This is a genomic window from Hymenobacter sp. BT559 (assembly GCF_016427535.1).
In the GTDB taxonomy this organism is placed as follows: Bacteria; Bacteroidota; Bacteroidia; order Cytophagales; family Hymenobacteraceae; genus Hymenobacter.
This window is the reverse complement of sequence record NZ_JAELXV010000003.1, coordinates 727220-754062: the sequence shown is the minus strand read 5'-3', so window position 1 is coordinate 754062 and position 26843 is coordinate 727220. Positions and strand designations below refer to the sequence as shown.

Genomic DNA, 26843 nt, shown 5'->3' with positions numbered 1-26843 from the left:
TGTCTCGGGGCAGTAGTATCGTGAGCGGGGCGCTTTGCAGCGGGACTATCTATCATTTATTTCTATTGTGGGCGAAATGATTGAAAGTTGGTTGCCAGCACTTGCGTACCGACAACCAACCTATTCAATTAACCTAGTCCAGCGAAATCTCCAACGCCAGACCACGGAGTTCGTGAATCAGTACGTTGAACGATTCTGGGATATTGGGCTTGGGCAGAATGTCACCTTTTACGATGGCTTCGTATGCCTTGGCACGGCCTACCACGTCATCAGACTTGATAGTCAGGATTTCCTGCAGCACGTTGGAAGCACCGAAGGCCTCCAGTGCCCATACTTCCATCTCGCCGAAGCGCTGGCCACCGAACTGCGCCTTACCACCCAATGGCTGCTGCGTGATGAGCGAGTATGGCCCAATAGAACGAGCGTGCATCTTGTCGTCAACCAAGTGACCGAGCTTGAGCATGTAAATCACACCCACGGTTACCGGCTGGTCGAAGCGGTCACCCGTCAGACCATCGTGCAGGTAGGCACGGCCCCAGTCGGGCAGGCCAGCTTCGGTCAGTTCACGCGACACCTCATCCTCCGTAGCGCCATCGAAGATGGGCGTAGCGTAGGTGCGGCCCAGCTTCAGGCCAGCCCAGCCAAGTACCGTCTCGTAAATCTGACCGATGTTCATGCGGCTTGGTACACCTAGGGGGTTCAAGACGATGTCCATCGGCGTACCGTCGGGCAGGAAGGGCATGTCCTCATCACGCACGATGCGGGCTACTACCCCTTTGTTACCGTGGCGGCCGGCCATCTTGTCACCCACCTTTAGCTTGCGCTTTTTGGCGATGTATACTTTGGCGAGCTGCACAATGCCGGCAGGCAGTTCATCACCAACTTCCAGCGTGAAGCGGTCGCGCTTGAAACGCGCGGTGATGGTATTACGGCGCTTCGCATAATTTTTGATGAGGTGCTGAAGCATCTCATTCACGCGGGCGTCGGCTGTCCAGCCTTCAAGCTGCAAGTCCTTGAAGAGGTTCACCTCTTCCGGCACGGCATAATTGCTTTCGTCACGGTAGGCGTTTTTGTCGGGGAACAGCGCTTCGCTAATATTCTTCCGGCCAAACTTCACGCCCTTGGCGAGTACTTCATCGCCAAAACGGTGCTTGATGCCTTGCGAGGTTTTGCCTTCCAGCAGGGCTACCAGCTTATCAATCATGATAGCCTTCACACCGCGCAGCTCGCGAGCGTAGCCTTCTTTCAGGTCTTCTACCTCTTTCTTCGACTTGGCACGTAGGTTCTTGTCCTTTTTGGGGCGCGAGAACAGCTTGGTGCCGATAACTACCCCGTTCAGAGAGGGTGGCGCTTTAAGCGAGGCATCCTTCACATCGCCGGCTTTGTCACCGAAGATGGCACGAAGCAATTTCTCTTCCGGGGTCGGGTCGGTTTCGCCCTTCGGCGTAATCTTACCGATGAGGATGTCGCCTTCGCGAACCTCGGCACCTAGGCGGATGATACCGTTGTCGTCGAGGTTGCGCACGGCTTCTTCGCTCACGTTCGGAATCTCCGAGGTCAGCTCTTCTTCGCCACGCTTGGTCTCGCGCACTTCCAGCTCAAACTCCTCGATGTGAATCGAGGTAAAGATGTCGTCGCGCACTACGCGCTCTGAGATAACGATGGCGTCCTCGAAGTTGTAGCCCTGCCACGGCATGAACGCTACCTGCATGTTGCGACCTAGGGCCAGCTCGCCACGATTGGTACCGTAGCCTTCGCAAAGCACCTGGCCTTTGGTCACACGCTCGCCATTTTTCACCAGCGGCGTGAGGTTGAGGCAAGTATCCTGGTTGGTACGGCGGAACTTGATGAGGCTGTACGTCTTACGGTCCGCGTCGAAGCTTACCGATAGCTCGTCATCGCTCAGGTCGTACTTGATGATGATGCGGTTAGCATCTACCGAATCCACTACACCATCGCCTTCAGCGATGATTAGTGCACGCGAGTCGATAGCCGTGCGGCCTTCCAGACCCGTGCCCACAATTGGGGCCTGCGGGCGGAGCAGCGGCACTGCTTGGCGTTGCATGTTCGAGCCCATGAGCGCACGGTTGGCGTCATCGTGCTCCAAGAACGGAATCAGCGAAGCAGCTACCGATACAATCTGGTTCGGAGCCACGTCCATGTAGGAGTATTCCTCTGGGCCTACTACCGGGAAGTCACCTTCGAAGCGACCTTTCACCAGTTCTTGCGTCAGCTTGCCCTCATTGCTTAGCAGCGAGTTTGCCTGTGCGATGTGGTGCGTGTCCTCTTCCTCAGCGGTCAGGAATTTCACGTTTTCGGTCATGTCCACCGTGCCAGCGCTTACCGTGCGGTAAGGCGTCTCGATGAAGCCCATCGAGTTCACGCGGGCGTGTACGCACAGCGACGAAATCAGCCCGATGTTCGGACCTTCCGGCGTCTCAATCGTGCAAAGACGACCGTAGTGCGTATAGTGTACGTCACGTACCTCGAAGCCAGCGCGCTCGCGCGACAGACCTCCCGGCCCGAGCGCCGATACGCGACGCTTGTGCGTCACCTCGGCCAGCGGGTTGGTTTGGTCCATGAACTGCGACAACTGGTTGGTGCCGAAGAACGAGTTAATCACACTCGAGAGCGTGCGGGCGTTAATTAGGTCAACCGGCTTGAAGTCCTCGTTGTCGCGCACGTTCATGCGCTCCTTGATGGTACGCGCCATACGGGCTAGACCCACGCCAAACTGGGCGTAGAGCTGCTCCCCTACCGTGCGCACGCGGCGGTTGCTCAAATGGTCAATATCATCGACAATAGCCTTCGAGTTGATGAGACCAATCAGGTACTTCACGATGAGCACGATGTCCTCATTGGTCAATACCCGAGCCTCTTGGCTCATGTCGATTTGCAGCTTCTTGTTAATCCGGTAGCGGCCCACTTCCCCTAGGTCGTAGCGCTTGTCCGAGAAGAACAGCTTCTGGATGATATCGCGGGCAGTCTCTTCGTCAGGAGCTTCCGTGTTACGGAGCTGACGGTAAATCTGCTCTACAGCTTCTTTCTCCGAGTTCGAGTTGTCTTTCTGCAGAGTGTTGTAAATGATTGCAAAATCCGCAATATTCACATTCTCTTTGTGCAGAATTACCGACTTGGCACCCGCGTCAACGATGGTGTCAATGTCTTCCTCATTGATGGTAGAATCGCGCTCCAAGAGCACCTCATTTCGGTCAATCGACACTACCTCGCCAGTGTCCTCGTCCACGAAGTCTTCCGTCCAAGTGCGGAGCACGCGAGCGGCCAGCTTGCGGCCAACGGCCTTCTTAAGGGTTTTCTTGTCTGCCTTAACTTCTTCACTCAGGCCAAACAAGTCCAGAATGTCCTTGTCAGTACCGTAGCCGATGGCGCGTAGCAGGGTAGTAACCGGAAACTTCTTCTTCCGGTCGATGTAGGCGTACATCACATTGTTCACGTCCGTGGCAAACTCAATCCACGAGCCTTTGAACGGGATAATGCGGGCCGAATACAGCTTCGTACCGTTGGTGTGCTTGCTCTGAGCAAAGAACACGCCCGGCGAACGGTGCAGCTGCGATACGATAACGCGCTCAGCGCCGTTAATAACAAACGAGCCCTTTTCCGTCATGTACGGAATGTTGCCCAAGAAAACTTCTTGCTCAATGGTCTGGAAGTCCTCGTTATCCTTATCGTTACAAATGAGTTGCAGCTTCGCCTTCAGCGGCACGGCGTAAGTCAGGCCGCGGTCGATGCACTCATCCACCGTGTACTTCGGCGGGTCAACGTGATAGTCGATAAAGTTCAGCACGAAGTTTTCGCGCGAATCAGAAATTGGGAAGTTCTCGGCAAATACCTTGAACAAACCCTCATTGGTGCGGCTTGCGGCGGCTGTTTCGAGCTGAAAGAACTCCTGGAACGACTGCACTTGCACGTCCAGAAAGTCCGGATACTCGATAACTTTCTTAATCTTGGCGAAATTGATTCGCTCACTGGCCCCAGTCAGGTGTTTGACTTCGGCGGCCTCAGTTGCTTGCGGTGTAGCCAATTGAAAAGTTGTTAAAAATGTACACGTAAGCTATTACAGTTACGCGAGTTAGCTCTAGGTCAAGCTGAGTTTGGAAGTTTGCTCTTTACACCTGCACCTACGGTAAAAAGCCTTCAGACAAACTCAGACACTATGAGCGCAGCAAAGGACCTTACCACGTTGTTTGTCAACTGAGTCCGAAACTCTGGCGACTTCTAACGTGATAAGGTCCTTCATTTTGCGTTGCTCCAATGCAGGATGACAGAAGAAAACTGCTAGCGTAAGACAACCAAAGCCGAAGGCTTTGAGTTGCAAAAGGTAACTTATTCTCTAGAAACAGGAAAAGACCTGGCTAAGTGCCAGGCCTAATCCGTTGCGGGAGCAAGCCCGTAGGCGAACCTACTTAACTTCTACTTCAGCACCAGCTTCTTCAAGCTGCTTCTTCAGTGCTTCGGCTTCGTCTTTAGCGATGCCTTCTTTCAGGGGCTTGGGAGCGCCGTCAACCAGTTCTTTAGCCTCTTTCAGGCCCAGGCCGGTCAGGTCTTTCACCAACTTAACTACTGCCAGCTTCTGGCCACCAGCAGCCTTCAGGATTACGTCGAACGAGGTCTTCTCCTCGGGAGCGTCAGCAGCAGCGCCAGCACCACCACCAGCTACCATTACGGGAGCAGCAGCAGCGGGCTCGATGCCATACTCATCCTTTAGGATACCTGCGAGTTCGTTTACTTCTTTAACGGTGAGGCTAACAAGCTGCTCAGCGAAGGCTTTCAAATCTGCCATTTCTGTAGATTATTAAAAAAAGGTTGTATTGAAAATTGAAAGTTGAAAAGGATGAGCAGCGGTTAGCCTGCAGCTTCTTCTTTTTCGGAAAGCGTTTTGAGGATACCAGCCAGTTTGTTGCCGCCGCTCGACAGAGCAGAGATAACATTCTTGGCAGGCGATTGCAGCAGGCCGACGAGTTCGCCGAGCAGTTCCTGCTTGCCTTTGATGGTAGTGAGGCCTTCGAGCTGATTAGCACCGATGAAGATGCTAGCGTCGATGAAGGCACCTTTAAGCGCAGGCTTGGGCTCTACGCCGCGGGGGTAAGCCTGCGACTTATAGAAGTCCTTCAGCAGCTTGGCGGGAGCGTTGCCGCTCTCCTTTGAGAACAGTACGCCCGACTGGCCTTTCAGCGCCGCGTCCATTTCGCTGGTGTCGCCACCTAGGGTGTCGAGAGCCTTGCGGATGAACGAATTTTTGTACACTTTGAACTCCATGCCACGGTTGAAGCAGAGGCGACGGAATTCGTTGATTTTGGCTACCGACATGCCTGAGGCATCGGCGATATAGAATGCGTTGTGCGACTGGAACTTCTCGCTCAACTCATCCACGAGGGCTTGTTTATCTTCCCGAATCATGGCTGGTTGGTTTAATTAGTTAGCGGAAGAAACCGTGCTGTCAACCGGTACGCCGGGCGACATGGTGCTGCTCAAGGTAATGCTCTTGATGTAGGTACCTTTCGACGAAGAAGGCTTCAGGCGACCCAGCGTCTGAATTACTTCCAACGCGTTCTCAGCCAGCTTGCTGGGCTCGAACGATACTTTACCTACTGAGCAGTGAATGATACCAGTTTTGTCAACTTTGAAGTCGATTTTACCAGCTTTCACTTCTTGCACAGCCTTGGCTACGTCGGTGGTTACGGTGCCCGACTTCGGGTTCGGCATCAGGCCACGAGGACCCAGTACGCGACCTAGACGGCCAACTTTTGCCATTACCGAAGGCATGGTGATGATAACGTCGATATCGGTCCAACCCTTCTCGATTTTCGAGATATAGTCGTCCAGACCCACGAAGTCAGCGCCAGCGGCAGTAGCTTCGGCTTCCTTGTCGGGAGTTACCAGAGCCAATACGCGAACGGTTTTGCCAGTGCCGTGAGGCAGGGTGGCTACGCCGCGCACCATTTGGTCGGCTTTGCGTGGGTCTACGCCGAGGCGCACGTCGATGTCAACCGAAGCGTCGAACTTGGTGAAGGTGATGTCCTTCACTACCTGTGCGGCTTCGAGCAGGCTGCGTACCTGCGTCAGGTCGTGTTTGGCAAGGGCTTCCTTGCGCTTTTTGCTGATTGCTGCCATTGTGTATGTCCTCCGGTTAGTTATTCAGCAAAAGGCGAGTCGCCCTTCACGGTGATACCCATGCTGCGAGCCGTACCGGCTACTTGCTTCATGGCCGACTCCACTTTGAAAGCGTTCAGGTCGGGCATTTTGGTTTCGGCGATAGTACGAACCTGGTCCCAAGTTACCGAGCCTACTTTGTTACGGTTAGGCTCTTTCGAGCCGCCCTGCAACTTAGCAGCGTCCATAAGGAGCACCGGCACCGGGGGGGTTTTGATGACGAAGTCAAACGACTTGTCAGTGTACATCGTAATCAGGACGGGGCAAACTTGGCCGGCTTTATCTTGGGTGCGCGCATTGAACTGCTTGCAAAACTCCATGATGTTCAAGCCCTTACTACCAAGCGCAGGTCCAATCGGCGGCGCGGGATTTGCGGCACCTCCCTTTACCTGAAGTTTCAGGTAACCTCTAATTTCTTTGGCCATTTGGTTTGTAAAGCTGTGGCACTGTCCGTCGTAACTCGTCAGCACCTCAGTAAAAAATACTCCTAGTGGAAGCCCCGCCTAACCGGAGTGGATATCAGGCGACGTATATAATTACTGCTTATTAGCTAAGCCTTATTCTTTCTCTACTTGCGTATAACTCAATTCTACTGGCTGAGCACGACCGAAAATTTTCACGATAACGTTGAGCTTCTTACGCTCTTCGAATACCTCATTAACGTTGCCACTAAAGCCGTTGAAAGGACCATCGATAACTTTTACAAGCTCGCCCACTGTGAAGGGAGTTTCGAGTTCGGCTGTCTTCTCTTCCGCTTCGTCTACCACACCTAGCAAGCGATTCACTTCGTTCAGCGAAAGAGGAACCGGTTTAGCGTTGGTATTCTTACCTTCTTTATCACCTAGAAAACCGATTACGCCCGGCGTGGAAGTAATAATATTCAATACCTCGCCATGGGTCACATCCGAGTGAATGATAATATAGCCCGGATACAGGTTGCGCTCGCGTACGCGCTTCTTCCCATTGCGCATCTCGAATACCTTCTCAACGGGAATCAGTACTTGCGGCAACAAATCCTGCAAGTTGTGGCGACCGATTTCGGTCTCCATATAGGTCTTAGCCTTTTTCTCTTGGCCGCTCACCGAGCGCACCACGTACCATTTTAGCTCTGCCATTCTTCGTAAAACCTAGCGAGCAAAAGACTGATAGAAAGCATTGAGGGCGGAGTTGAAGCTCACATCCATCAACCCTACTACGGCAGCAAATACTAGAGAACCAATCAGTACCAGACCGGCGCTCTTTTGCAGCTCGGTGGTCGAGGGCCACGTTACATTGTAACGCATTTCCTCGATGGTATCGCGGAAATAGTTGTTCAGCTTAGCCATGTCGCAATCAAGCCGGTACCGGCGTAAAAAAGAGCCGCCAAGCGGCGGCCCTAGGTGGCACGAGTGGAGAGATTCGAACTCCCATCAAAGGTTTTGGAGACCTCTATTCTACCCTTGAACTACACTCGTGTATGCGTTCCTAATTGACGTTGTTTGTCAATGGGAGTGCAAAGGTACAAAACAATTTAGACAAAACAAATCCGCCCCCGAAAAATCGGAGGCGGATTATCTTAATTTTTAGCGATTAGGCTAAAACTAGTCGAGGATTTCGGTTACCTGACCGGCACCTACCGTACGGCCACCCTCACGGATAGCGAAGCGGAGGCCTTTTTCCATTGCCACCTTGTTGATGAGCTCAACCGTGATGGTGATGTTGTCGCCGGGCATTACCATTTCAACGCCCTCTGGGAGGGTAATGATACCGGTAACGTCGGTGGTACGTAGGTAGAACTGCGGACGGTAGTTGTTGAAGAAAGGAGTGTGGCGGCCGCCTTCCTCTTTCGAGAGTACGTACACCTCAGCCTTGAACTTCTGGTGGGGCTTAACCGAGCCAGGCTTGCAGATAACCATGCCGCGACGGATGGCTTCTTTTTCAATACCACGGAGCAGCAGACCTACGTTATCACCAGCCTCGCCACGGTCCAGGATTTTGCGGAACATTTCCACACCCGTTACCGTCGACTTCAGGCCTTCGGCACCCATGCCGAGGATGTCAACTTGCTCACCCGAGTTGATGATACCGCGCTCGATACGACCGGTGGCTACAGTGCCACGGCCAGTAATCGAGAACACGTCCTCTACCGGCATCAGGAAGGGCAGGTCGGTCAGACGAGCAGGAATTGGAATGAACGAGTCAACCGCGTCCATCAGCTCGTTGATTTTGGGAACCCAGTTAGCGTCGCCGTTCAGGCCGCCGAGAGCCGAACCCTGGATAACGGGGATGTTGTCACCGTCGAAGTTGTAGAACGACAGTAGTTCACGGATTTCCATTTCCACGAGCTCGAGCAGCTCGGGGTCATCCACCATGTCCACTTTGTTCATGAACACAACTAGCTGAGGAACACCTACCTGACGAGCGAGCAGGATGTGCTCACGAGTCTGAGGCATCGGGCCGTCGGTAGCAGCTACTACGAGGATAGCGCCGTCCATTTGGGCAGCACCCGTTACCATGTTCTTCACATAGTCAGCGTGACCGGGGCAGTCAACGTGAGCGTAGTGACGGTTAGCGGTAGCGTACTCTACGTGAGCGGTGTTGATGGTGATACCACGCTCTTTTTCCTCGGGCGCGTTGTCAATCGAGGAGAAGTCGCGCTTTTCGGCCAGACCTTGGTTAGCCAGAACCGTGGTGATAGCCGCGGTCAGGGTAGTCTTGCCGTGGTCAACGTGGCCGATGGTGCCGATGTTTACGTGCGGCTTCGACCGGTCGAAATTTTCTTTAGCCATTGTAAAGAGTTGAGAAAAAAGAGGGAATTAAAACTAAAAAGCAACTAGGATAGGCCTATCACAAGAAAAGCGAAACCCAGCTTGGGCCAATTCAGGCTTGAGTGCTGCGTATCGCTTTTGATTGCTGACCCGGCGCTATCTTATCACAAAGATAAGCAACACCGTATTTGCTGAGCCATTTATGGGATTTGAACCCATGACCTCTTCCTTACCAAGGAAGTGCTCTACCACTGAGCTAAAACGGCTTATTCTTTGAGCATTAGGCTGCTAGCTATTAACCGTCAGCTTTCTGCGAGAAGAGCTAATAGCTAGCAGCTAAAAGCCAACAGCTATCAAAAGAAGAGCGGGAGACGAGGTTCGAACCCGCGACCTGCAGCTTGGAAGGCTGCCGCTCTACCAACTGAGCTACTCCCGCAGATGGTACTCATGTTAAAAAATGTGGGGGTAACAGGACTCGAACCTATGAACCCGAAGGAGGTGAGTTACAGTCACCCGCAATTGCCGCTATGCGATACCCCCATTTTTGGTCTTTTCCAGCCGCTTGCCGGAATTGAGACGCAAAAGTACTGCTTTTTTTGAAAGATGCAAGGATTGCGAAATAAAAAATATTTCGCCTTTCTATCATTTCCGATATTTGTGGAGCGTACTACACCACTAAAATTTTGATAGTTAAATCAAACCGTAATATGCCTTGAGGCGCTCGTCCTTCTCTTTATCCCGAATATCGTGTAAAATTTCTTTCAGCGCGGGCGTGCTCGGCACTAGGGTTAACAGCCCTTTGTAAGCTCCGAGGCGCACGTAGTATTGGGGGTGAGTACGTGCTAAGGCTTCCAGCATCTTTACTCCTTTCTCACGTTCAATCACGGGCATCCTCACCATGAAGGTACCGAAAGACTGTAGATACGTGTAAAGGTCAATATCGCTAACATCGGGCAGGCGGCGTAGAAACCAGCCATATTGCTCGATAGTGCCCCCTTTAGCATAGAAGTCGGCAATGGCAACCACAAGTGACGAACTATTAGTATTCTCTAGGGCTGCAATTTGTTGGTAAGACGCTGGAGTAGGTGATTTGGCAATTGCAGCAACGGCGGCAGCCTCTACTAGATAAGAGCTATCACGCAGGCCGGCTTGGAAGACGCTACCATAGTTTTCGCCGGCGAAAGAAGCTAATGTAGTAATGGCTTGAGCACGCACCGAGCTATTGGGGTCGGAAGTAGCAAAATGCTGTATTTCGCCACGCACTGCTGTCGGCGAGGAGCCACGATAGGCACGCAAGTGGTCGAGCGCTGTGCGTCGAATGGCGTAAAAATTATCTTGTAGGGCATTGCGATACATGCCGCTCACACTTATCTCAGCGGCCTTATTGTGCAAGAGCTCTAGGGGCTCATAGCGCTGCAAGTAATTACGCGCGTGGTAAAACTGAAATACTAGTTCTTCTGTGGTGCGGTCCTCGTCGAACTGAGCAAGCAGTTGAGACTCGCTATCAAACTTTACCAAGCTAGGACGGTCAGCTGCCAAGAATGAAAAGGTCTGGTCAGTCTTGGTGACTGTAATGCGATGGTCGATGGCTTTTTCCTTTTGCCAGATGGTGACTGTAACTGGCAACCGATAAATTGGTTGAAACAACGTGTCCTGCACTTGCTGCACACGCAGCAGCACCTGGCCGTTGGTATATGAGTGCGTAATTTTTAGCTCGGGGTGTCCGCGTTGCATAAACCACTGGTCGAAGAACCAAGTAAGGTCTTCGCCAGTCGTTTCCTCGAAGGCCGTGCGCAGCTTACTGATTTCAACAGCCGTAAACTTATTCTTTGTTAGATACTGATTAAGGGCAGTGAAGAAAGCGTCGTCACCCACATATTTACGAAGCATATGCAGCACCCGTCCGCCCTTCTCATATGAGTGGCGGTCGAACATATCTTCTTGGCTGGCATAGTGATAGCGAATGAGGGGCTCGCGCTTGTCATTTGCCTCCTCTAAGTAGGCTGCTAGGTCGTGCTGCTGCACCAAGCCTGCTTGGTCTGCGCCATACTTGTGCTCGGCCCATAGATACTGAGCATAGTTGGCGAAGCTCTCGTTCAGTGGAAGGTTGCTCCACGATTCGCAGGTTACTAGGTCACCAAACCAATGGTGAAACAGCTCATGCGTAATGGTAGACTCAGCGCCTTCGTATTGGGCATCGAGCAGCTCGCGACTGGTAGCTTGGATGGTGCTGCCATGCACAGTAGCGGTAGTATTCTCCATAGCGCCGCTTACATAGTCGCGCACGGCTATCTGAGCATATTTCTCCCACGGAAAATCAATACCTAGGCGCTTGGAGTAATACTCCAGCATCTCGGGAGTATGGCCAAATATTGCCTTGGCGGTGTTTTTATAGCGTGGCTCCACATAGTAGTCTACTGCCTTGCCCCGCCATGTGTCGGATACTACCGCAAAATCACCTACGGCCATCATAGTGAGGTAGGGGGCCGCGGCTAAGCTCTGGCGCCACGTATCGGTGCGGGTGCCATCGGCGTTTTTGCGCGAGGCAACGAGCAGACCATTCGATAAGGTTTTGTATTGGTTATCGACCGTCATCGAGATTTCCTGCGTCATCCGCTGATTGGGATGGTCGATGGTCGGAAACCAGCAAGAATTGGCTTGTGTCTCGCCCTGCGTCCATATTTGACGGGGCTTCTTCGGGTCTTGCCCTAGGGGGTTGATAAAGTACAAGCCCTTATCGGAAGTGATAGCTGCACTGCCGCCACCCTGGGGCAGCTCATTGGGCTTGGCGACGTACACGATGCGCACCTGGTAAGTCTGGTCGCGGGTATAGGGCCGGTCAAGTGTAATACTCAGCTGTGCCTTGTCGTATTTGTACGTGAGGTTTTTATCGCCCTTCTCCCCTACCAGCTGTACTGTCTTGATATCGAACCCACGGGCGTCGAGCAGCACATTGCTTTGGGGGTAGAAGTGCGAGCGCAGCGTTAGCACGGCTGTACCTAGGAGGTACTGCTTGGCCCAATCGAAACGCACATCAAGTTTTGTATGAACTACGTCGCTGAGCAGCGGTGTAGCTAGGTGCAGTGGAGTTTCGGGCGGCAACCACGACGGCACTGTGATGCTTGCCGGCGCCAGGGCCGCTTCTGAGTTAGCGGTTGTATTCTTTCTATCAGCCTTATCGGATGCTTTGCTTTTGCCACCAGCTGACTGGCCAGCTGCCACGAAACTTAGTAAGCAAAGCCACAGAAGATTAACACTAAACGTATGTTTCATATAAGTACCTAGAGCGGAAACGCAGTAGCAAGTTCTGCATGAAACAGCGATTTAACTTACCTTTAACCCCGCTTCGGCTCACTTGGCCGGTTCCTGTATGCTCCAGATAAGCATTGGCCCGGCCCACGGCTGGGAGGTGGACTTTCGCGCCACCGACTCTATTACACTCAACGGCCAGCCCTTTGCCTGGGATATCGCAGCCCTAGGAAACGGCCGCTATCACGTAGTGCATCAAGGCAAATCGTATAATGCGGAGCTGCTGGCTGCCGACTACGAAGCCAAGACTTTTGTGCTGCGCCTTAATGGGCAGCGGGTGGAGTTGCAGGCCAAGGACCGCTTCGACCAGTTGCTGGAACGCATGGGATTAAGCAACGCTGCTGCTACCAAGGTGAATGAGCTGAAAGCTCCGATGCCCGGCCTCATCGTGGATATACGGGTACAGCCTGGCCAAACGGTGCAAAAAGGCGACCCGCTGCTGGTACTAGAAGCCATGAAGATGGAGAACATTCTAAAAGCTCCGGCTGAGGGCACAGTAAGCAGCATCCGAGTGGACTTGCGCGCCAATGTCACAAAAGGCCAAGTGCTAGTGCAGTTTGCCTAGGTGCCAGCGCACTAAGGTACTAGCGACCATCCCTGATAGCTAAAGCTTATACCTACTCGTCAGAATTATTAACAAAAAGACATAACAACTTCTTTCGCTTTGACTTACCAACGAATTTTACTTAAGCTCAGCGGCGAGGCCCTGATGGGCCAGCAGCAGTACGGCATCGACGCAGAGCGCCTCATGCAATACGCCACCGAGATTAAAGCCGTCGCCGCGAAAGGAGTGCAGGTAGCAGTCGTGATTGGCGGAGGCAATATCTTCCGTGGGGTGCAGGCCGCTGCTTTCGGCCTCGACCGCGTGCAGGGCGACTACATGGGCATGCTGGCCACTGTTATCAACTCGATGGCGCTGCAAAGTGCGCTCGAAAAGATAGATGTAAGCACCCGCTTGCTATCGGGCCTTACCATCCAGCAGGTGTGCGAGCCTTACATCCGTCGGCGTGCTGTGCGGCACCTAGAGAAAGGCCGGGTAGTAATTTTTGGCGCCGGTATTGGCTCGCCCTATTTCACTACCGACTCAGCAGCTTCACTGCGCGCTATCGAGATTGAAGCCGATGTAGTGCTGAAAGGAACCCGCGTAGATGGCATTTATACTGCCGACCCCGAAAAGGACCCTAATGCCGTTAAATTTAACGAAATCTCGTTTGACGAAGTAATCGAGAAGAACCTGAATGTAATGGACATGACGGCCTTCACGCTTTGCAAGGAGAATAACCTGCCCATCATTGTGTTCGATATGAACACCGAAGGCAACCTCGAACGCCTCTTGGGTGGCGAGCCACTGGGCACACTCGTGAACAGAAGCGGTAACAAGGACCGCTAGGTTTGGATACCTAGGCAGGAGCGAATTTTACGTTTTCCTGCCACTTGATGAGCATTCATAAGCCGATTTATAAAATTCAACTTTCCAGCAAATGGACGAAGAAATTCAATTTTACCTGAGCGATGCCGAAGAGTCGATGGGCAAAGCAGTAGCCCATGTGGGGGTAGAAATGGCCCGCATCCGGGCCGGCAAAGCCTCGCCGGCAATGCTTGACAGCCTGAAAGTAGATTACTATGGCACTCCTACGCCGGTGTCGCAGGTAGCCAACGTGTCGGCGCCCGATGCCCGCTCGCTGCACATCAAACCCTGGGAAAAGAACATGGTGGCTGAGATTGTGAAAGCCATTAAAAACAGCGACCTAGGGCTAAACCCGATGTCGGATGCCGACGGGGTACGGCTCAATATCCCGCCCATGACCGAGGAGCGCCGCCGCGACCTAGTAAAGCAGGCCAAAAACGAAGCCGAAGCCGGCAAGGTGCGGGTGCGCGGCATTCGCAAAGACGTGAATGAAGCCTTGCGCAAGTTGCAGAAAGACGGCGCTGCCGAAGACGCTGTAAAAGACGCCGAAGCTAAAGTTCAGAAATATACCGACGCTCACATTGTAGAAGTTGAGAAACTTCTGACTAAGAAGGAGTCGGAGATTATGACCATCTGAGTTGGCCACCTAGGTCACTAAAAAAGGGCGGCTCCGTGCGGAGCCGCCCTTTTTTAGTGATAATACTGTTGAGTCAAGATTTCTTCTTCGACCGCCCTAGGCACTAGGTAGCGGATACTCTGGCCTGCCCGCACACTAGCTCGGATAAATGTAGCTGACACATCGAGCAAAGGAGCCTCCATAACCTGTGCACGTGGCAAAGTCCCTAGGTCTGGTAAAACTGCCCCGGGCCGCGGATACACATATAAGTCTAACTCCCGCGTCAAGCGGTCGGCAGCACGCCAGCGAGGCAAGCCCGCGAGGTTGTCGGCACCCATCAGCAGCACAAACTCGTACGTGGGATGCTGGGCACGCAGTGCATCGAGGGTGGCAATGGTATAGCTAGGGCGTGGTAAGCTAAGCTCTATAGCCTCAGCACGCAGACGCGGATTGTCGGCTACCGCAAGCTGTAGTAGTGCCAAGCGAGCAGTATCGGCTAGAAGCTCCTCCCCTACCTTGAATGGGCTCTGCGGCGATACTACTAGCCACACCTCCGACAGGTCGGTACGAGTGGCAAAAAACTCGGCCAGGATAAGATGCCCGGTGTGCACTGGATTAAACGAGCCGAATAGTAAGCCTACTCGCTTCAATGCACCTAACTGGCTCATATAGCTTCGTCAGCAGCGGCGGGCGTGATGAAGTTGCGTACCAAGTGCTCGGCATGCGCCACGGCTTCTTCTAGGTTATCGTTGACCACCACTTCGTCGAACTTGTCTTCGAAAGCCAACTCGAAGGTAGCTTTATACACCCGCGAAGAAATGCTAGAGGTAGAGTCGGTAGCCCGTGCCGTGAGGCGCTGCGCTAAGGCTTCGATAGAAGGGGGCCGCACAAAAATGGCCAGCGCCCGGTCTTTATAGAAATCCTTAATGCTAAGCCCGCCTTTCACATCAACGTCGAGAATGGCATGCTTACCTAGGGACCAGATACGCTCGATTTCTGACTTGAGCGTGCCGTAAAACGCACCTTCGTACACCTCCTCCCACTCGACAAACTCGTCGTGGCGGATTTTTTCCTGAAACTCGTCTACCGAAATAAAATGGTAGTCCTTGCCGTTTACCTCTGCGCGCCCCCGGCGGTCGCGGGTGCAGGCAGAGATAGAGAAGCTCAGTTGTGGCAGCGACTCCATGAGTCGGTGCACGATAGTCGTTTTGCCAGCGCCCGAGGGAGCCGAGAATACAATGATTTTGCCCTGCATAGGCCTGCAAAGCTACACCATTTCGGCGTGCAAGCGCGCCATGATGGCGTGCGGCAGTGCCGAAGGAGCAGCTTTGCTGTTCACTTTCTGCTTTAGAAAGCTTACGAATACTCGCTGTTTCGAGATATCCTCGAAGCACGGCGAGCAATCTTCGGCGTGGTCGATGAGGTAATCCTCATCTTCTTCGGCGAGCACCCGGCCCTCCAAAAGCTGGTCCAATACAATGTTCACGCGTTCGCAGTCGGCGCCGTTGTCGAGGGTGGCGGCAAGGGGGGCCAACAGATTGGTTGTAGTAGCGGTAGCTTCCATGAGGGTCAAAAAGGGGGTTAGAAGGTGAAAAATACGGCCGCAGACTTATTCAGCGTCTTCGTCCTTGTCGGCGGCATCAACGGCCGAATTAACATCATCGTTCCCGTAGCCCATCGAGGATGCATATTTTTCAAGCTTCTCTTTTAGGAAATTACGCGCTCGGTGCAAGCGCGAGCGCACTGTACCAATAGGAATATCCAGCACTTTTGCCATTTCCTCGTAAGTAAAACCTTCGAGGTCGCACAGAATGATAACTGTCCGAAAATCAACGGGTAGCGAATTCAGTGCGCTGGCCACCTCATCACCAATAAGGTCGCGGGTTGACTGCTGACGCAAATCGGAAGAAGATGCTCCAGTTTCAGCATCGCCTTCTACTTCATCGGGGTTGTAATAGCCCTCAACTTCGCTGTAGTCGACCTTGGCGGGCTGTTTACTTTTTTTCCGAAAATCGTTGATAAACGAGTTTTTCAGAATGCGAAAGAGCCACGCCTTGGCGTTGGTGCCCGGCTCGAAGTACTCGAAGAAGCGGTAGGCCTTGAGGTAGGTCTCCTGCACGAGGTCGTTAGCATCGTCCTCATCGAGGGTGAGGCGGTAGGCGAAGTTGTAGAGCGGGTCGAGCACCGGCATCAGCTCGGCCTGAAAGCGCCGGTCTTTTTCCTCTTTGCTCAGCTTAACCCGTTCGGGAGAGTCGCTCATGATAGGTGTTTTGGGCAGAATGATGGAAGCCGATTGGCGCGGAAGGCTGTTCGGGTACCGGGCAAAAGTAACGCCAGCAGCCAGAGCCATATCGGTAAATAGCTTGGGCTCGGCGTGCCCTGTTCTTCTCTATCAAGTTGCATGAGCTCTTGTTAGCTTGTGGCCAATCGGTAGCTGCAGCGGCAAATCAACGAGTAGGATAAGGTCCGAACGAAGCCCAAACTGCCGTAGGTACGGATTTCAACGCTATACGGGTTGCGTCGCTGCCCACCAAAGGCTAAGTTCTGACCCTAGGTGAAGATTGGGCACGCCTTGCTACTGAAGTGTCAACAGTGGCAGCCATCCTGCTACGCGAGCCACTACTGCATCTGCCGCGATGGCTTTGATGCAAGTGCACTGTGCTGGCTGCGTGCGGCAGTCCTGGCAGCTGGGCCGGTCAAAGACCAAGTACTCGGCCCTAGGTCCCAAGGGTCCCCAGCGCCCGGGATGCATGGGCCGGATAGGTGGGTACAGCCCCAGCGCGTGGCGGCCCAGTGCGGCAGCTAGGTGCAGTGGGCCCGTGCTGCCAGCTACCAGCCCGTCAGCCGCCGCAATAAAAGCAATGAACTCAGGTAGTGCAAACTGCCCAGTGAGGTCGGCCGCTAGGTATGGTTTGTACTCTTGTAGCCAGCCAGCGGCGGCTAGCTCGGCGCCCTCCTCGGCCGTGCCTGTAACGAAAACACGGTGACTCGCCGCGTGAAGTAGACGCGCCAGCTGCCCAAAGTGAGCTAAGCCCCACTCGCGGGCACTACCGCGGCTACGCGGGTGCAACACCACATTGAGCTGGCCTGGCTGCCGCGCCGCCAGCAGCTGGCGGGCACGGGGCGATAATGGCACAGTGGGCACCAAGCGCACTAGCTCGGCCACGGCGGACAGCGGCGGCACCTCTGCGTAGCCGAGTGGCTGCAACAGCTGCAGATTGAGCTGGGCCTCGTGCAGCGGCGAGTGGCGCCGACTAAGCGCTACCAGCCGGTTGCAGGTAAGCCAATGAAATAGCCGGTTGCGAGTGCCTATGCGCACCGGGATGCCAGCCTGCTTGGCCGCGCTGGCCACTACTTTATTTGGGAAAACGTGAAGGATGGCGGTGGCTGCGTAGCTGCGTAGCTGAGCCGCTAGGTCGGCCACCACGGCGTTTGCCGTCAGTTCTATAAAATCATCGACCCAGGGGCAGGCAGCGGCTACGGCCGCCGTGTAGCTGCGCCCAATAAGCACTACCCGGCAGCCCGGATGCAGCTGCTTGAGCATACCACAAACTGGCAGGGTTAGCACCACATCGCCGATAGCATCGGGGCGCGAGACGAGGAAGGTCGGGCTCATGCGGTGGGTGCGTCTTGGGTGCGGGTTTTCAGCTTAGCAAATTTTAGAAATACGCCGGCGGCCGAAATAATGGCAATGCTGAGCCCCGCAAAGCCGTCTAGAAAGCCTAGCCGAAACACGTAGCCGTGCATAAACTTCCAAAACGGCTTTAGCACCAAGTGAAACCACGTGACGCGGGTTTTACCGCGGAGCGCTAGCTCTTGTGCCGTGATGCTCGTGAATTTGTTGAGCTGGTTGACGTGCTGGGCAATGGAGTGGTACGAGTAGTGCAGGGCATCGCCGCGTAGCTCGCCGGTAGTTTGGCCAGGCTGCACCTCGTAGCGCTCGTGCAGCAGCAAGCCCTGCCAGCGACCTAGGCGCCGGTCGTAGAGGCGCAGCTTGCGGTCGGGATACCAGCCGCCGTGGCGCACCCAGCTGCCGCAGTAGTTGGTGAGGCGAGCCAGCGAATAGGCAGCGTGCTGCCAGTGCTGTTTAGCCCCGCGGATGCTCTGGCGCAACTCTTCGGTAAGAACTTCGTCGGCGTCGAGCTGGAGCACATAATCAAAGCGTGCTTGGTCGGTGGCAAAGTTTTTTTGCTCGACGTAGCCTGCAAAGGCGTTTTGCACCACGCGTGCCCCGTGCTGCTGGCAGATTTTAACCGTGTTATCGGTAGAGAAAGAATCGACTACCAGCACCTCATCGGCCACATCGCCCAGTGCGGCTAGGCAGCGAGCGATGTTGGCTTCCTCATTAAACGTGATGATGACGACAGAGAGCGCGGGCATAACAACTGCAAAGCTAGGTGGCCGACCCTAGAGCGCGTCGCGCTGCTAGCACGCATGGTATGTTGGCCGTTGGTTCGTCGGTTTGCGTACCTGGGTAAAACTCTTCTCCTTACTGCTATTCTAATGCCTGACTTACAAGATAAAATCATGCTCGTGACTGGGGCCACCTCCGGTATTGGTGAGGTAACGGCCCGCGAGTTGGCCCGGCAGGGCGCGCACGTTATCATCTTGGCGCGCAATGCGGAGAAGGCCGACCGCACGCGCCGCGCCATCATTGCGGCTACTGGCAATGAGCGCATTGATACCGTGCTAGCCGACCTTTCGGTGCTGCAGCAGGTGCGCGACGTAGCCGCCGAGCTTCATGCCAAGTACCCGCGCCTCGACGTGCTGGTAAATAACGCGGGGCTGATGTTTGGGGCCGAGCGGGAACTGTCGGCCGATGGCTATGAAATGACCTTGGCGACCAACCACCTAGGACCGTTCTTGCTCACCAGCCTGCTCTTCGACTTATTGCAGAAGAGCTCAGCCGCTCGCATCGTCAATGTGGCATCAATGGCCTATCGGTTTTCCAAGCCCACGCTCGACGACCTACAATCGGAACGCGACTACAGCGCCGTGTGGGAGTATGGCAATACTAAGCTCTGGAACATCATGTTCACACAGGAGCTGGCCGAGCGCCTACGCGCCCACGGCATCACCAACGTCACGACCAACTGCCTGCACCCGGGCGCGGTAGCCACCGGCTACGGCAAGCAGACGGGCGGTATTGTGGGGGCAGCACTCAGCCTGGCGCGGCCATTCATGATTTCGCCTGAGAAAGGTGCTCAAACCAGTATTTTCTTGGCTACCGACGCCAAGGTTGGCGCTGTTAGCGGCGGCTTTTTTAGCAAGAAAAAACCTGAGCCCGTCAAAAGCAGCTTCAATACCCCTGCCAATAACCGTAAGCTCTGGGAGCTTAGTGAACAGCTAACAGAAACGCGGTTTCTTGATTAATCGAAAGCCCTTTCGCATAAAGCCCCGTTTCTGCCTATGTCGGCAGAAGCGGGGCTTTTTACTTCATGCAGACCAGCTGTGTAGCTATTGAGCCACGATGCTCGATTTTAGAGACGCCAGAGTATTCATCCCTTCTGTTACTGGCTGGCGGGCACGCCTTTACTCGTCATAGCTTTTCCTAGCTCGACACCAACGCGTTAAATTCTACCTCTCTGACATTCATGCCCCTGTGTGCGGCTGGCATCGACAGGCCTTCGTAGACCAGCAGACCACCAGTAGCCTGCTCAATTTGGTCGATAAGCTGATTGCGCAACGAAGCCACGTGGTACGAATTATCGGACTGCATCAGCAGGTCGAACGTGCGCTCGAGCTTCGAATTTGACATCATCGTTTCGGTTACCACGTTGGTAATAAACTGGTCAACCACCGTCGAAACAGTAGGCAGGTCGCTCAGCCGTTCGTAAAGTGACGTAGTAGCCACGAGCGCTTTGGCATTCTTTTTACAAGGCCCTAGGGTACCTAGCAGCGACGTAGCCAGCGGTAGCGCCAGCGAAAACTTACGGGTTTTACAAAATCAGTGATTCTCACGCTTAATGTTTAGTTTATTTTGAAGTAGTCTCACCTACAGATGAGGCTATCTAGCTGGATTCACTGCTTGCCATTTTTAAAGCGGGTTAGGAGCAGTTCTGTGGGCAGCTAAACATTCTGCGACGCGCTGGGCTTGTTTCGTAATTCTACTCCTTTTGCCTTTACTCTATGGAATTTGGTATCAGCTCCTTTGGGGAAGTAGCGCCCGCGCATGTAGCCGGGGGCGACCAAGCAGCCGCACTACGCATGCAAGAGCTGCTGGCGATGGGTCGCCTAGCCGATGAAGTAGGCCTGGATGTGCTGGCCCTCGGCGAGCACCACCGCCCCGACTTTATTATCTCGGCACCCGAGGTCATTTTGGCCGCAGTAGCTGCCCAAACCAAGCGCATTCGCCTGTCGAGCGCGGTTACGGTGCTCAGCTCCGTGGACCCAGTGCGCACTTTCCAAAATTTCGCCACTGTGGACTTGATTTCGGGTGGGCGGGCCGAGATTCTAGCTGGGCGTGGTTCATTTATTGAGTCGTTTCCCCTCTTCGGGCACGACTTGAAAGACTACGATGCGCTGTTTATCGAGAAGCTACAGCTGCTGCTCGAAATCAATAAAAAAGAAATTATAAGCTGGCAGGGGCAGCACCGGGCCGCCATTGCAGGCAAGGGCGTATACCCCCGCCCGGTGCAGCCGCAACTACCTGTGTGGATTGGAGTGGGCGGTACACCCGCCTCGGTGGCGCGGGCCGGGCAACTGGGCCTGCCCCTCACAATCGCCATCCTAGGAGGCGCGCCAGCGCAATACGTAGCCTTCACCGACCTTTATCGCCAAGCCTACCGCGAAGCCGGGCACGCTGAAGTTGCACAGCAAATTGCCATCAATTGCCATTTTCACGTGGCAGAAACGGCTAAACAAGCTGCCGACGAATTCTTTCCGCCCTACTCGCAGCTTATGAACCGCATCGGACGCGAGCGCGGCTGGCGCCCAATGTCGCGCCAGCAGTTCGACTACCTGTGCGGGCCCGAGGGGCCACTCTTAGTGGGCAGTGTGCCGCAAATTATTGATAAGCTACTCTACCAAAAAGAATTATTCAACAATACCCGCTTCCTGGCTCAGCTAGTTATCGAAGGCATTTCTCATGCTAGCGTTATGCGTTCAGTAGAACTGTTTGGCAGTGAAGTGGCACCAGCCGTGCGGACCGCGCTAGCTAACTCAGGTTTAAAGGCTACTGTCTGAACCACGGAATCGTCAGATTATCCGACTTTATCAAACTCTATAGATACCTATTAACTATTATATAATCAAAAAGAGAGGCCGCTCAATGAGCGGCCTCTCTTTTTGGTATTGTCCACAAAGTCCAATAAATCTGGATAATCCGACGACTCCGCGGTTTAGGTTTGATTAGTAGCGGTACAAATCCGACTTAAACGGACCTTCCACTGGCACTTTGATATAGTCAGCCTGCTTGGGCGTCAACTCGTCTAGCTCCACGCCGATTTTGGCGAGGTGCAGGCGGGCTACCTTCTCATCGAGGTGCTTGGGCAGCGTGTATACTTGGTTTTCGTACTTATCGGCGTGTGCCCACAGCTCCAGCTGCGCTAGCGTCTGGTTGGTAAACGAGTTCGACATCACGAACGATGGGTGGCCGGTTGCGCAGCCTAGGTTCACCAAACGGCCTTCAGCCAAGATGATAATCTCTTTGCCATCGATGTTGTAGAGGTCAACCTGCGGCTTCACCGTGTCTTTGGTGTGGCCATAGTTTTTGTTGAGCCACGCCATGTCGATTTCATCGTCGAAGTGGCCGATGTTGCAGACGATGGCTTTGTCCTTGAGGGCCCGGAAATGCTCCTCGCGGATAATGTCGCAGTTACCGGTAGTGGTGATGACGATGTCGGCGCGCGGAATGGCGTTCTCCATCTTCTTTACCTCGTAGCTGTCCATAGCTGCTTGCAGGGCGCAGATGGGGTCTATTTCGGTCACGATAACGCGGGCACCAGCACCACGCAGCGAGGCAGCGGTACCTTTTCCTACGTCGCCGTAGCCAGCTACTACAGCCACTTTGCCAGCCATCATCACGTCGGTAGCGCGGCGAATAGCGTCTACAGCCGACTCCTTGCAGCCGTACTTGTTATCAAACTTCGACTTGGTTACCGAGTCGTTGATGTTGAAAGCCGGGAAGGGCAGCGTACCCACTTTCACACGCTCGATGAGACGCAGCACGCCGGTCGTGGTTTCTTCCGATACTCCTTTGATGCCACCGGCCAGCTCTGGGAACTGGTCGAGCACCATATTGGTAAGGTCGCCACCGTCGTCGAGAATCATGTTCAGGGGCTGGCGCTCTTCACCAAAGAACAGCGTTTGCTCGATGCACCAGTTGAATTCTTCTTCATTCATGCCTTTCCAGGCATAAACCGGGATGCCAGCAGCGGCAATAGCAGCTGCGGCGTGGTCCTGGGTCGAGAAGATGTTGCACGACGACCACGTTACATCGGCACCCAGCTCAATGAGGGTTTCGATAAGCACCGCCGTTTGAATCGTCATATGCAAGCAGCCAGCAATGCGAGCGCCTTTCAGCGGCTTGCTTGGGCCGAACTCAGTGCGCAGCGACATCAGGCCGGGCATTTCGGCTTCGGCTAGGCGAATTTCTTTGCGGCCCCACTCGGCCAGGCTCATGTCTTTCACTTTGAAAGGCACGTAAGTCGTGGGCTTGGTTTCTACCATGACGCTCTTTAGTTGGTTATATGAGGAGAAAGAGTACAAAGATACTGGTGCGAATAAGGTTTAACGCCAGCAGGCTACCGAGTGTCAAAGTGGCCTTTTACCAACATGCGCTTACATGAAGACCTAGGCCGAATTTCACAAACTAAAAGGCTCTTGGCCGAGCCGAGATGCAAGAATAAGTAGGTATGCTTAACTTAGGGTATCTCTTAGAATTTTATTACTATTTAACAAGTTATGTTTGAATTTTCTCGGGTTTATCGCTTTTTCCTCCTATTGAGCTTATCAGTTGCGGGTAGCGTTTCAATTAGCTTAGCGCAGAGCAAGCCGACTACTATTCGCCTCTCGCCCGAAGACCAAGAGCGTGGGCAGTATGGCCCGCAACGCAATTTTTTCTTTTTGCCGCCTGGTAAAACGGGCGAAGACAACTACCTAAGTGCTGGCTTCTTCGGCCAAAAACTGCGCCCTTATATTAGTAGCAGCCCAACAGCCGTAGCCGAGCTAGATAATTACCGCCGCCAGAAAACGCTCTACCTCATTGATAAGGGCGTGCTGGTAAGCTCCATCCTTGTTTATGGCTCTCAGGTATTCAGAAAAGATGAAGCTCAATATCTTTCAACCACGCAGCAGGTAGCAGCAGGCGCAGCCGTGGTAAGCTTGGTAGCCACCCTCTTCATCAATCGCCACACCAACGAATACTTGAAACAGGCGGTAGACAATTACAATAGCGACTTGCCTACTGGCCGCCAAGGCTCTGTATGGCCGCGCCTCCGGCCAGCAGGCCTAGGAGTAGCTACTACTAGGCAAGGGGCGCCCATATTGGCGCTTCGTTGGCAATTGTAGAGCCGGGTAGTGCACCAGTTCAGCGTTTTTTGCGTTAACTAGCGCATAATGGAGTTTCCTTTACCTGAGGCGGCCCGGCGCTACGTGGCCGCCCACCTGCACGACGACCCCGCTCACCTGGCTTTACAGGCGCGTCGCCACCCCCACCTGCCAGTGCCCGAGTTGGTGCGCCAGATTCAGGCTCGCCAGAAGGCACGCGTGAAGTTGCCGGCCTGGGCCGATAACCAAGACCTTATTTTTCCGCCTGCGCTCTCGGTCGAGCAGGCATCTTCTGAGCGCACGGCGGCTTTTAAGGCAGCTATTGTAGCGGGCGCCGCCCGCTTAGCCGACCTTACGGGTGGCTTCGGAGCCGATTCTGCACATTTTGCTACTGTAGTCGACCAGGTTGACTACGTGGAGCGCGACCCGCGCTTGGCACAGGTAGTAGCCTACAATTTTGCGCAGCTTCAGATTGCGAATGCGACCGTGCATGCGGCCGATGCAGTTTCCTTTCTCAAAAGCAGCGGTGCCACATTCGACTGGCTCTACCTAGACCCAGCCCGACGCGACCAGCGCGGAGGCAAAACGTTTCGCCTAGCAGACTGCGAGCCCGACGTACCTAAGCTGATGCCATTGTTGCTTCGGCACGCGCCACGCATTCTGCTTAAGACCTCACCGATGCTAGACATTGAGCTAGCCATCCAGGAGCTAAAGCACGTGCGCCGCCTGTGGGTGCTAGCCCTAGATAACGAAGTGAAGGAGGTATTATATGAGCTGGGCGAGGAGCCGGCCGTAGACCCCGAGCGCCTTGCCGTCAACCTACGCCGCGATGGCAGCCAGCAGGAATTTCGCCTCAACCGTGCCCGCGAGGCGCGTGCCGTGCCCCGCTACGCCGAGGCCCAAGAGTATCTGTATGAACCTAATGCCGCTATTCTGAAAGCAGGGGCTTTCAAGAGTATCGGCTCGGCCTTCGAGCTCATCAAGCTGCACCAGCACAGCCACCTGTATACTGGCGGCGAGCTGCGCGCCGATTTTCCGGGCCGCATTTTTCGGGTACTAGCTACTGAGAAAGCCGATGGCAACACGTTGAAGAGCCACCTAGGGCCCGAAGCCCGCGCCCACGTCACTACACGCAATTTCCCGGAGTCGGTAGCTGATTTTCGGCGCCGCACAGGTATCCGCGAGGGGGGCGACCTGTACCTTTTTGCCACTACCGATTTGCGGGGTCGGCTGGTGGTGCTAGTGTGCGAGAAAGTGGTTTTATCAACCCCATAAAGCAGCCAATCAGGCACAAGCGCCGAGGCATTTTCTAGGTGCCTCAGTATTTGGTTGCAATTCTTGAGTAGCTTTGTCGCCCGCCCGCCCGCGCCTACGTCTGGCTGGGCGGGCGGTCTTTGTGTTTGAATAATCCTCTCCTATGCCCTATCTGTTCACTTCCGAATCGGTTTCGGAAGGCCACCCCGATAAAGTTGCCGACCAGATTTCTGATGCCATCCTCGATGACTTTCTGCGTCAGGACCCAGCGGCCAAAGTAGCGTGCGAAACGCTGGTAACTACCGGCTTGGTAGTAGTAGCTGGCGAAGTAAAGTCGTCGGCCTACGTTGACGTACAGACGGTAGCCCGCGACGTCATCCGCCGTATTGGCTATACCAAGGCCGAGTATAAGTTTGAGGCAGAAAGCTGCGGCATTCTATCGGCCCTACACGAGCAGTCGCCCGACATCAACCAGGGCGTAGTGCGCCAGGCCCCCGAGGAGCAGGGCGCTGGCGACCAAGGCATGATGTTCGGCTACGCTACTAGCGAAACCGACAACTACATGCCGTTGGCCCTAGACATATCGCACCGCCTGCTGCAGGTGCTGGCCGATATTCGCAAGGAAGGCAAGGAGATGACGTATCTGCGCCCCGATGCAAAAAGCCAGGTAACAATTCGCTACTCTGACGACCACCGCCCTGAGGCCATTGACACCATCGTGGTGAGCACGCAGCACGACGACTTCGACGATTCGGAGGCGGCCATGTTGGTGAAGATTTCAGAAGATATCAAGTCTATCCTCATTCCACGGGTGAAAGCTAGCCTAGGCGCCGACATTCAGGCGCTGTTCACGGACAGCATTACGCACCACATCAACCCGACGGGTAAGTTCGTTATTGGTGGCCCGCACGGCGACTCAGGCCTTACTGGCCGCAAGATTATTGTAGATACTTACGGCGGCAAGGGTGCCCACGGCGGAGGCGCTTTCTCGGGCAAAGACTCAAGCAAGGTAGACCGCTCGGCTGCCTATGCTGCGCGCCATATTGCTAAAAACCTGGTGGCTGCTGGCGTAGCCGACCAAGTGCTAGTGCAGGTGGCCTACGCCATCGGCGTGGCTAAGCCCGTAGGCCTCTACGTAACGACCTATAACACGACCAAAGCCAAAAACGCAGCCGGCCAGACGCTCACCGATGGTGAGATTGCGGAAAAAGTAAATGAACTCTTCGACTTGCGGCCCTATGCCATTGTCGAGCGCTTCGGCCTGCGCAACCCTATATTTGGCCAGACGGCGGCTTACGGCCACATGGGCCGCCAACCCGGCACCGTAACGGTTAAGATGAAGGACGGCGAGGAGAAGACATTTGAAACGTTTACGTGGGAAAAGCTGGACTACGTAGACAAAATCAAGGCAGCGTTTGCACTCTAAGAGGTCATCATAACCAAGAACAAAAGCCCCGGCAACTAGCGTAGTTGCTGGGGCTTTTGCTTGGGTATTAGCTAGTGCCACCTAGGTAGCTTGCTGCGCTTAGTGGAGGTTCAAGTGCTTTTCCTTATACTTTGAAATCTGGCGCTTCAGAGCTTCTACTGCAGCGTCGGCGGCGGCTTCGAAGGAGGCGGCATCTTCTTGGCTGAAAAGGGTGCTGCCCGGCACCATCAGCTTAATTTCTACAGTTTTATTAGCTACACCGTCTTTGTTGTTAAGGCGAAGAATCACTTCCCCGTCGGTAATACGGTCGTAGAAATGGTCGAGTTTATTGAGGCGTTGCTGAATAAAGTCGAGCAGTTTTTGGTCGGCATCGAAATGCACCGATTGCACTTGCACTTTCATGGGCAAAAGGAATAGAGTGGG

At 54.2% G+C, this 26843-nt stretch carries 26 protein-coding genes and 4 tRNA genes; 8 read left to right on the top strand and 22 right to left on the bottom strand.

Going from position 1 to position 26843, the window contains the following annotated elements; genetic code table 11:
• Nucleotides 1–133: 133 nt before the first annotated feature.
• From rpoB to JAO77_RS13820, 13 genes are all read right to left on the bottom strand, one after another.
• Nucleotides 134–4000: a DNA-directed RNA polymerase subunit beta gene (gene rpoB, locus JAO77_RS13880; protein ID WP_198991098.1), complete on the bottom strand. Its 3867-nt coding sequence runs from the start codon at nt 3998–4000 to the stop codon at nt 134–136.
• 420 nt (nt 4001–4420) lie between these two features.
• On the bottom strand, nt 4421–4801 hold the full coding sequence (gene rplL / locus JAO77_RS13875; RefSeq protein ID WP_198990952.1) for a 50S ribosomal protein L7/L12: 381 nt from the start codon (nt 4799–4801) through the stop codon (nt 4421–4423).
• A 62-nt stretch (nt 4802–4863) separates the two neighbouring features.
• On the bottom strand, nt 4864–5418 hold the full coding sequence (rplJ, locus tag JAO77_RS13870) for a 50S ribosomal protein L10 (RefSeq protein WP_198990951.1): 555 nt from the start codon (nt 5416–5418) through the stop codon (nt 4864–4866).
• A gap of 15 nt (nt 5419–5433) precedes the next feature.
• Nucleotides 5434–6132: a 50S ribosomal protein L1 gene (gene rplA, locus JAO77_RS13865; protein WP_198990950.1), complete on the bottom strand. Its 699-nt coding sequence runs from the start codon at nt 6130–6132 to the stop codon at nt 5434–5436.
• A 20-nt stretch (nt 6133–6152) separates the two neighbouring features.
• Nucleotides 6153–6596, bottom strand: a complete 444-nt coding sequence (rplK, locus tag JAO77_RS13860; protein WP_169532975.1) for a 50S ribosomal protein L11 — start codon at nt 6594–6596, stop codon at nt 6153–6155.
• 132 nt (nt 6597–6728) lie between these two features.
• A complete protein-coding gene (gene nusG / locus JAO77_RS13855; RefSeq protein ID WP_198990949.1) occupies nt 6729–7286 on the bottom strand; it encodes a transcription termination/antitermination protein NusG in 558 nt (185 codons plus the stop codon).
• Between the two features lie 12 nt (nt 7287–7298).
• Nucleotides 7299–7496 carry a preprotein translocase subunit SecE gene (gene secE, locus JAO77_RS13850; protein ID WP_144846811.1) on the bottom strand — a complete coding sequence of 66 codons (198 nt, stop codon included), beginning with the start codon at nt 7494–7496 and terminating at the stop codon, nt 7299–7301.
• A gap of 55 nt (nt 7497–7551) precedes the next feature.
• Nucleotides 7552–7625, bottom strand: a tRNA-Trp gene (locus JAO77_RS13845).
• A gap of 126 nt (nt 7626–7751) precedes the next feature.
• Nucleotides 7752–8939 (bottom strand): elongation factor Tu, encoded by a 1188-nt coding sequence (gene tuf / locus JAO77_RS13840; protein WP_144846808.1) that lies wholly within the window; start codon nt 8937–8939, stop codon nt 7752–7754.
• Between the two features lie 173 nt (nt 8940–9112).
• Nucleotides 9113–9184: transfer RNA gene (locus tag JAO77_RS13835), tRNA-Thr, on the bottom strand.
• Nucleotides 9185–9281: 97 nt separating this feature from the next.
• Nucleotides 9282–9354: transfer RNA gene (locus tag JAO77_RS13830), tRNA-Gly, on the bottom strand.
• Nucleotides 9355–9378: 24 nt separating this feature from the next.
• Nucleotides 9379–9458, bottom strand: a tRNA-Tyr gene (locus tag JAO77_RS13825).
• 150 nt (nt 9459–9608) lie between these two features.
• Nucleotides 9609–12191, bottom strand: a complete 2583-nt coding sequence (locus tag JAO77_RS13820) for a M1 family metallopeptidase (RefSeq protein WP_198990948.1) — start codon at nt 12189–12191, stop codon at nt 9609–9611.
• Between the two features lie 97 nt (nt 12192–12288).
• Between JAO77_RS13820 and JAO77_RS13815 the strand changes: the two genes are divergently transcribed.
• The 3 genes from JAO77_RS13815 to frr all read left to right on the top strand — a co-directional run bounded on the left by JAO77_RS13815 (nt 12289) and on the right by frr (nt 14272).
• Complete coding sequence (locus JAO77_RS13815) at nt 12289–12792, top strand: acyl-CoA carboxylase biotin carboxyl carrier protein subunit (protein ID WP_198990947.1); 504 nt, start codon at nt 12289–12291, stop codon at nt 12790–12792.
• A 99-nt stretch (nt 12793–12891) separates the two neighbouring features.
• On the top strand, nt 12892–13617 hold the full coding sequence (gene pyrH / locus JAO77_RS13810; protein WP_198990946.1) for a UMP kinase: 726 nt from the start codon (nt 12892–12894) through the stop codon (nt 13615–13617).
• A gap of 91 nt (nt 13618–13708) precedes the next feature.
• Complete coding sequence (gene frr / locus JAO77_RS13805; RefSeq protein WP_198990945.1) at nt 13709–14272, top strand: ribosome recycling factor; 564 nt, start codon at nt 13709–13711, stop codon at nt 14270–14272.
• Nucleotides 14273–14325: 53 nt separating this feature from the next.
• Here frr and nadD read toward each other — a convergent pair whose 3' ends face one another.
• From nadD to JAO77_RS13775, 6 genes are all read right to left on the bottom strand, one after another.
• Complete coding sequence (gene nadD, locus JAO77_RS13800) at nt 14326–14919, bottom strand: nicotinate (nicotinamide) nucleotide adenylyltransferase (RefSeq protein WP_198990944.1); 594 nt, start codon at nt 14917–14919, stop codon at nt 14326–14328.
• Nucleotides 14916–15506: a guanylate kinase gene (gene gmk, locus JAO77_RS13795; RefSeq protein WP_198990943.1), complete on the bottom strand. Its 591-nt coding sequence runs from the start codon at nt 15504–15506 to the stop codon at nt 14916–14918. The genes nadD and gmk overlap by 4 nt, the downstream gene beginning before the upstream one ends.
• A gap of 12 nt (nt 15507–15518) precedes the next feature.
• The gene (locus tag JAO77_RS13790) at nt 15519–15815 is read right to left on the bottom strand and encodes a hypothetical protein (protein ID WP_198990942.1); all 297 of its coding nucleotides are present in this window, start codon (nt 15813–15815) and stop codon (nt 15519–15521) included.
• 45 nt (nt 15816–15860) lie between these two features.
• Nucleotides 15861–16511 carry a sigma-70 family RNA polymerase sigma factor gene (locus JAO77_RS13785; RefSeq protein ID WP_198990941.1) on the bottom strand — a complete coding sequence of 217 codons (651 nt, stop codon included), beginning with the start codon at nt 16509–16511 and terminating at the stop codon, nt 15861–15863.
• A 315-nt stretch (nt 16512–16826) separates the two neighbouring features.
• Nucleotides 16827–17867, bottom strand: a complete 1041-nt coding sequence (locus tag JAO77_RS13780; RefSeq protein WP_198990940.1) for a glycosyltransferase family 9 protein — start codon at nt 17865–17867, stop codon at nt 16827–16829.
• A complete protein-coding gene (locus JAO77_RS13775; protein ID WP_198990939.1) occupies nt 17864–18631 on the bottom strand; it encodes a glycosyltransferase family 2 protein in 768 nt (255 codons plus the stop codon). Before JAO77_RS13775 ends, JAO77_RS13780 begins: the two co-directional genes overlap by 4 nt.
• Nucleotides 18632–18754: 123 nt before the next feature.
• Between JAO77_RS13775 and JAO77_RS13770 the strand changes: the two genes are divergently transcribed.
• Nucleotides 18755–19624 (top strand): SDR family NAD(P)-dependent oxidoreductase, encoded by an 870-nt coding sequence (locus JAO77_RS13770; protein ID WP_198990938.1) that lies wholly within the window; start codon nt 18755–18757, stop codon nt 19622–19624.
• Between the two features lie 178 nt (nt 19625–19802).
• Here the strand turns inward: JAO77_RS13770 and JAO77_RS13765 are convergent, their stop codons facing one another.
• Nucleotides 19803–20105 carry a globin family protein gene (locus JAO77_RS13765; RefSeq protein WP_198990937.1) on the bottom strand — a complete coding sequence of 101 codons (303 nt, stop codon included), beginning with the start codon at nt 20103–20105 and terminating at the stop codon, nt 19803–19805.
• Between the two features lie 275 nt (nt 20106–20380).
• Here JAO77_RS13765 and JAO77_RS13760 point away from each other — a divergent pair, with 275 nt between their 5' ends.
• Nucleotides 20381–21436, top strand: coding sequence for an LLM class flavin-dependent oxidoreductase (locus JAO77_RS13760; protein ID WP_198990936.1), 1056 nt, complete (start codon nt 20381–20383; stop codon nt 21434–21436).
• Between the two features lie 165 nt (nt 21437–21601).
• Here JAO77_RS13760 and ahcY read toward each other — a convergent pair whose 3' ends face one another.
• Nucleotides 21602–22921: an adenosylhomocysteinase gene (gene ahcY / locus JAO77_RS13755; RefSeq protein ID WP_198990935.1), complete on the bottom strand. Its 1320-nt coding sequence runs from the start codon at nt 22919–22921 to the stop codon at nt 21602–21604.
• Between the two features lie 234 nt (nt 22922–23155).
• Here ahcY and JAO77_RS13750 point away from each other — a divergent pair, with 234 nt between their 5' ends.
• From JAO77_RS13750 to metK, 3 genes are all read left to right on the top strand, one after another.
• Entirely contained in the window at nt 23156–23761 is a 606-nt protein-coding gene (locus tag JAO77_RS13750; RefSeq protein ID WP_198990934.1) for a hypothetical protein, read from the top strand.
• Between the two features lie 48 nt (nt 23762–23809).
• The gene (locus JAO77_RS13745; RefSeq protein WP_198990933.1) at nt 23810–25015 is read left to right on the top strand and encodes a class I SAM-dependent methyltransferase; all 1206 of its coding nucleotides are present in this window, start codon (nt 23810–23812) and stop codon (nt 25013–25015) included.
• A 142-nt stretch (nt 25016–25157) separates the two neighbouring features.
• Complete coding sequence (gene metK, locus JAO77_RS13740; RefSeq protein WP_198990932.1) at nt 25158–26420, top strand: methionine adenosyltransferase; 1263 nt, start codon at nt 25158–25160, stop codon at nt 26418–26420.
• Nucleotides 26421–26519: 99 nt separating this feature from the next.
• Here the strand turns inward: metK and hpf are convergent, their stop codons facing one another.
• Nucleotides 26520–26822: a ribosome hibernation-promoting factor, HPF/YfiA family gene (gene hpf, locus JAO77_RS13735; RefSeq protein ID WP_144846749.1), complete on the bottom strand. Its 303-nt coding sequence runs from the start codon at nt 26820–26822 to the stop codon at nt 26520–26522.
• Nucleotides 26823–26843: the final 21 nt, after the last annotated feature.

What these genes read in the sequence shown, in the direction of transcription:
- JAO77_RS13775 (WP_198990939.1), bottom strand. Translation starts at nt 18,631, where the DNA reads ATGCCCGCGCTCTCTGTCGTCATCATCACGTTTAATGAGGAAGCCAAC.
- JAO77_RS13750 (WP_198990934.1), top strand. Translation starts at nt 23,156, where the DNA reads ATGTTTGAATTTTCTCGGGTTTATCGCTTTTTCCTCCTATTGAGCTTA.
- frr (WP_198990945.1), top strand. Translation starts at nt 13,709, where the DNA reads ATGGACGAAGAAATTCAATTTTACCTGAGCGATGCCGAAGAGTCGATG.
- JAO77_RS13760 (WP_198990936.1), top strand. Translation starts at nt 20,381, where the DNA reads ATGGAATTTGGTATCAGCTCCTTTGGGGAAGTAGCGCCCGCGCATGTA.
- JAO77_RS13785 (WP_198990941.1), bottom strand. Translation starts at nt 16,511, where the DNA reads ATGAGCGACTCTCCCGAACGGGTTAAGCTGAGCAAAGAGGAAAAAGAC.
- JAO77_RS13780 (WP_198990940.1), bottom strand. Translation starts at nt 17,867, where the DNA reads ATGAGCCCGACCTTCCTCGTCTCGCGCCCCGATGCTATCGGCGATGTG.
- JAO77_RS13820 (WP_198990948.1), bottom strand. Translation starts at nt 12,191, where the DNA reads ATGAAACATACGTTTAGTGTTAATCTTCTGTGGCTTTGCTTACTAAGT.
- nadD (WP_198990944.1), bottom strand. Translation starts at nt 14,919, where the DNA reads ATGAGCCAGTTAGGTGCATTGAAGCGAGTAGGCTTACTATTCGGCTCG.
- JAO77_RS13745 (WP_198990933.1), top strand. Translation starts at nt 23,810, where the DNA reads ATGGAGTTTCCTTTACCTGAGGCGGCCCGGCGCTACGTGGCCGCCCAC.
- rplJ (WP_198990951.1), bottom strand. Translation starts at nt 5,418, where the DNA reads ATGATTCGGGAAGATAAACAAGCCCTCGTGGATGAGTTGAGCGAGAAG.
- JAO77_RS13790 (WP_198990942.1), bottom strand. Translation starts at nt 15,815, where the DNA reads ATGGAAGCTACCGCTACTACAACCAATCTGTTGGCCCCCCTTGCCGCC.
- nusG (WP_198990949.1), bottom strand. Translation starts at nt 7,286, where the DNA reads ATGGCAGAGCTAAAATGGTACGTGGTGCGCTCGGTGAGCGGCCAAGAG.
- gmk (WP_198990943.1), bottom strand. Translation starts at nt 15,506, where the DNA reads ATGCAGGGCAAAATCATTGTATTCTCGGCTCCCTCGGGCGCTGGCAAA.
- metK (WP_198990932.1), top strand. Translation starts at nt 25,158, where the DNA reads ATGCCCTATCTGTTCACTTCCGAATCGGTTTCGGAAGGCCACCCCGAT.
- JAO77_RS13815 (WP_198990947.1), top strand. Translation starts at nt 12,289, where the DNA reads ATGCTCCAGATAAGCATTGGCCCGGCCCACGGCTGGGAGGTGGACTTT.
- rplL (WP_198990952.1), bottom strand. Translation starts at nt 4,801, where the DNA reads ATGGCAGATTTGAAAGCCTTCGCTGAGCAGCTTGTTAGCCTCACCGTT.
- secE (WP_144846811.1), bottom strand. Translation starts at nt 7,496, where the DNA reads ATGGCTAAGCTGAACAACTATTTCCGCGATACCATCGAGGAAATGCGT.
- hpf (WP_144846749.1), bottom strand. Translation starts at nt 26,822, where the DNA reads ATGAAAGTGCAAGTGCAATCGGTGCATTTCGATGCCGACCAAAAACTG.
- tuf (WP_144846808.1), bottom strand. Translation starts at nt 8,939, where the DNA reads ATGGCTAAAGAAAATTTCGACCGGTCGAAGCCGCACGTAAACATCGGC.
- JAO77_RS13770 (WP_198990938.1), top strand. Translation starts at nt 18,755, where the DNA reads ATGCCTGACTTACAAGATAAAATCATGCTCGTGACTGGGGCCACCTCC.
- rplK (WP_169532975.1), bottom strand. Translation starts at nt 6,596, where the DNA reads ATGGCCAAAGAAATTAGAGGTTACCTGAAACTTCAGGTAAAGGGAGGT.
- ahcY (WP_198990935.1), bottom strand. Translation starts at nt 22,921, where the DNA reads ATGGTAGAAACCAAGCCCACGACTTACGTGCCTTTCAAAGTGAAAGAC.
- rplA (WP_198990950.1), bottom strand. Translation starts at nt 6,132, where the DNA reads ATGGCAGCAATCAGCAAAAAGCGCAAGGAAGCCCTTGCCAAACACGAC.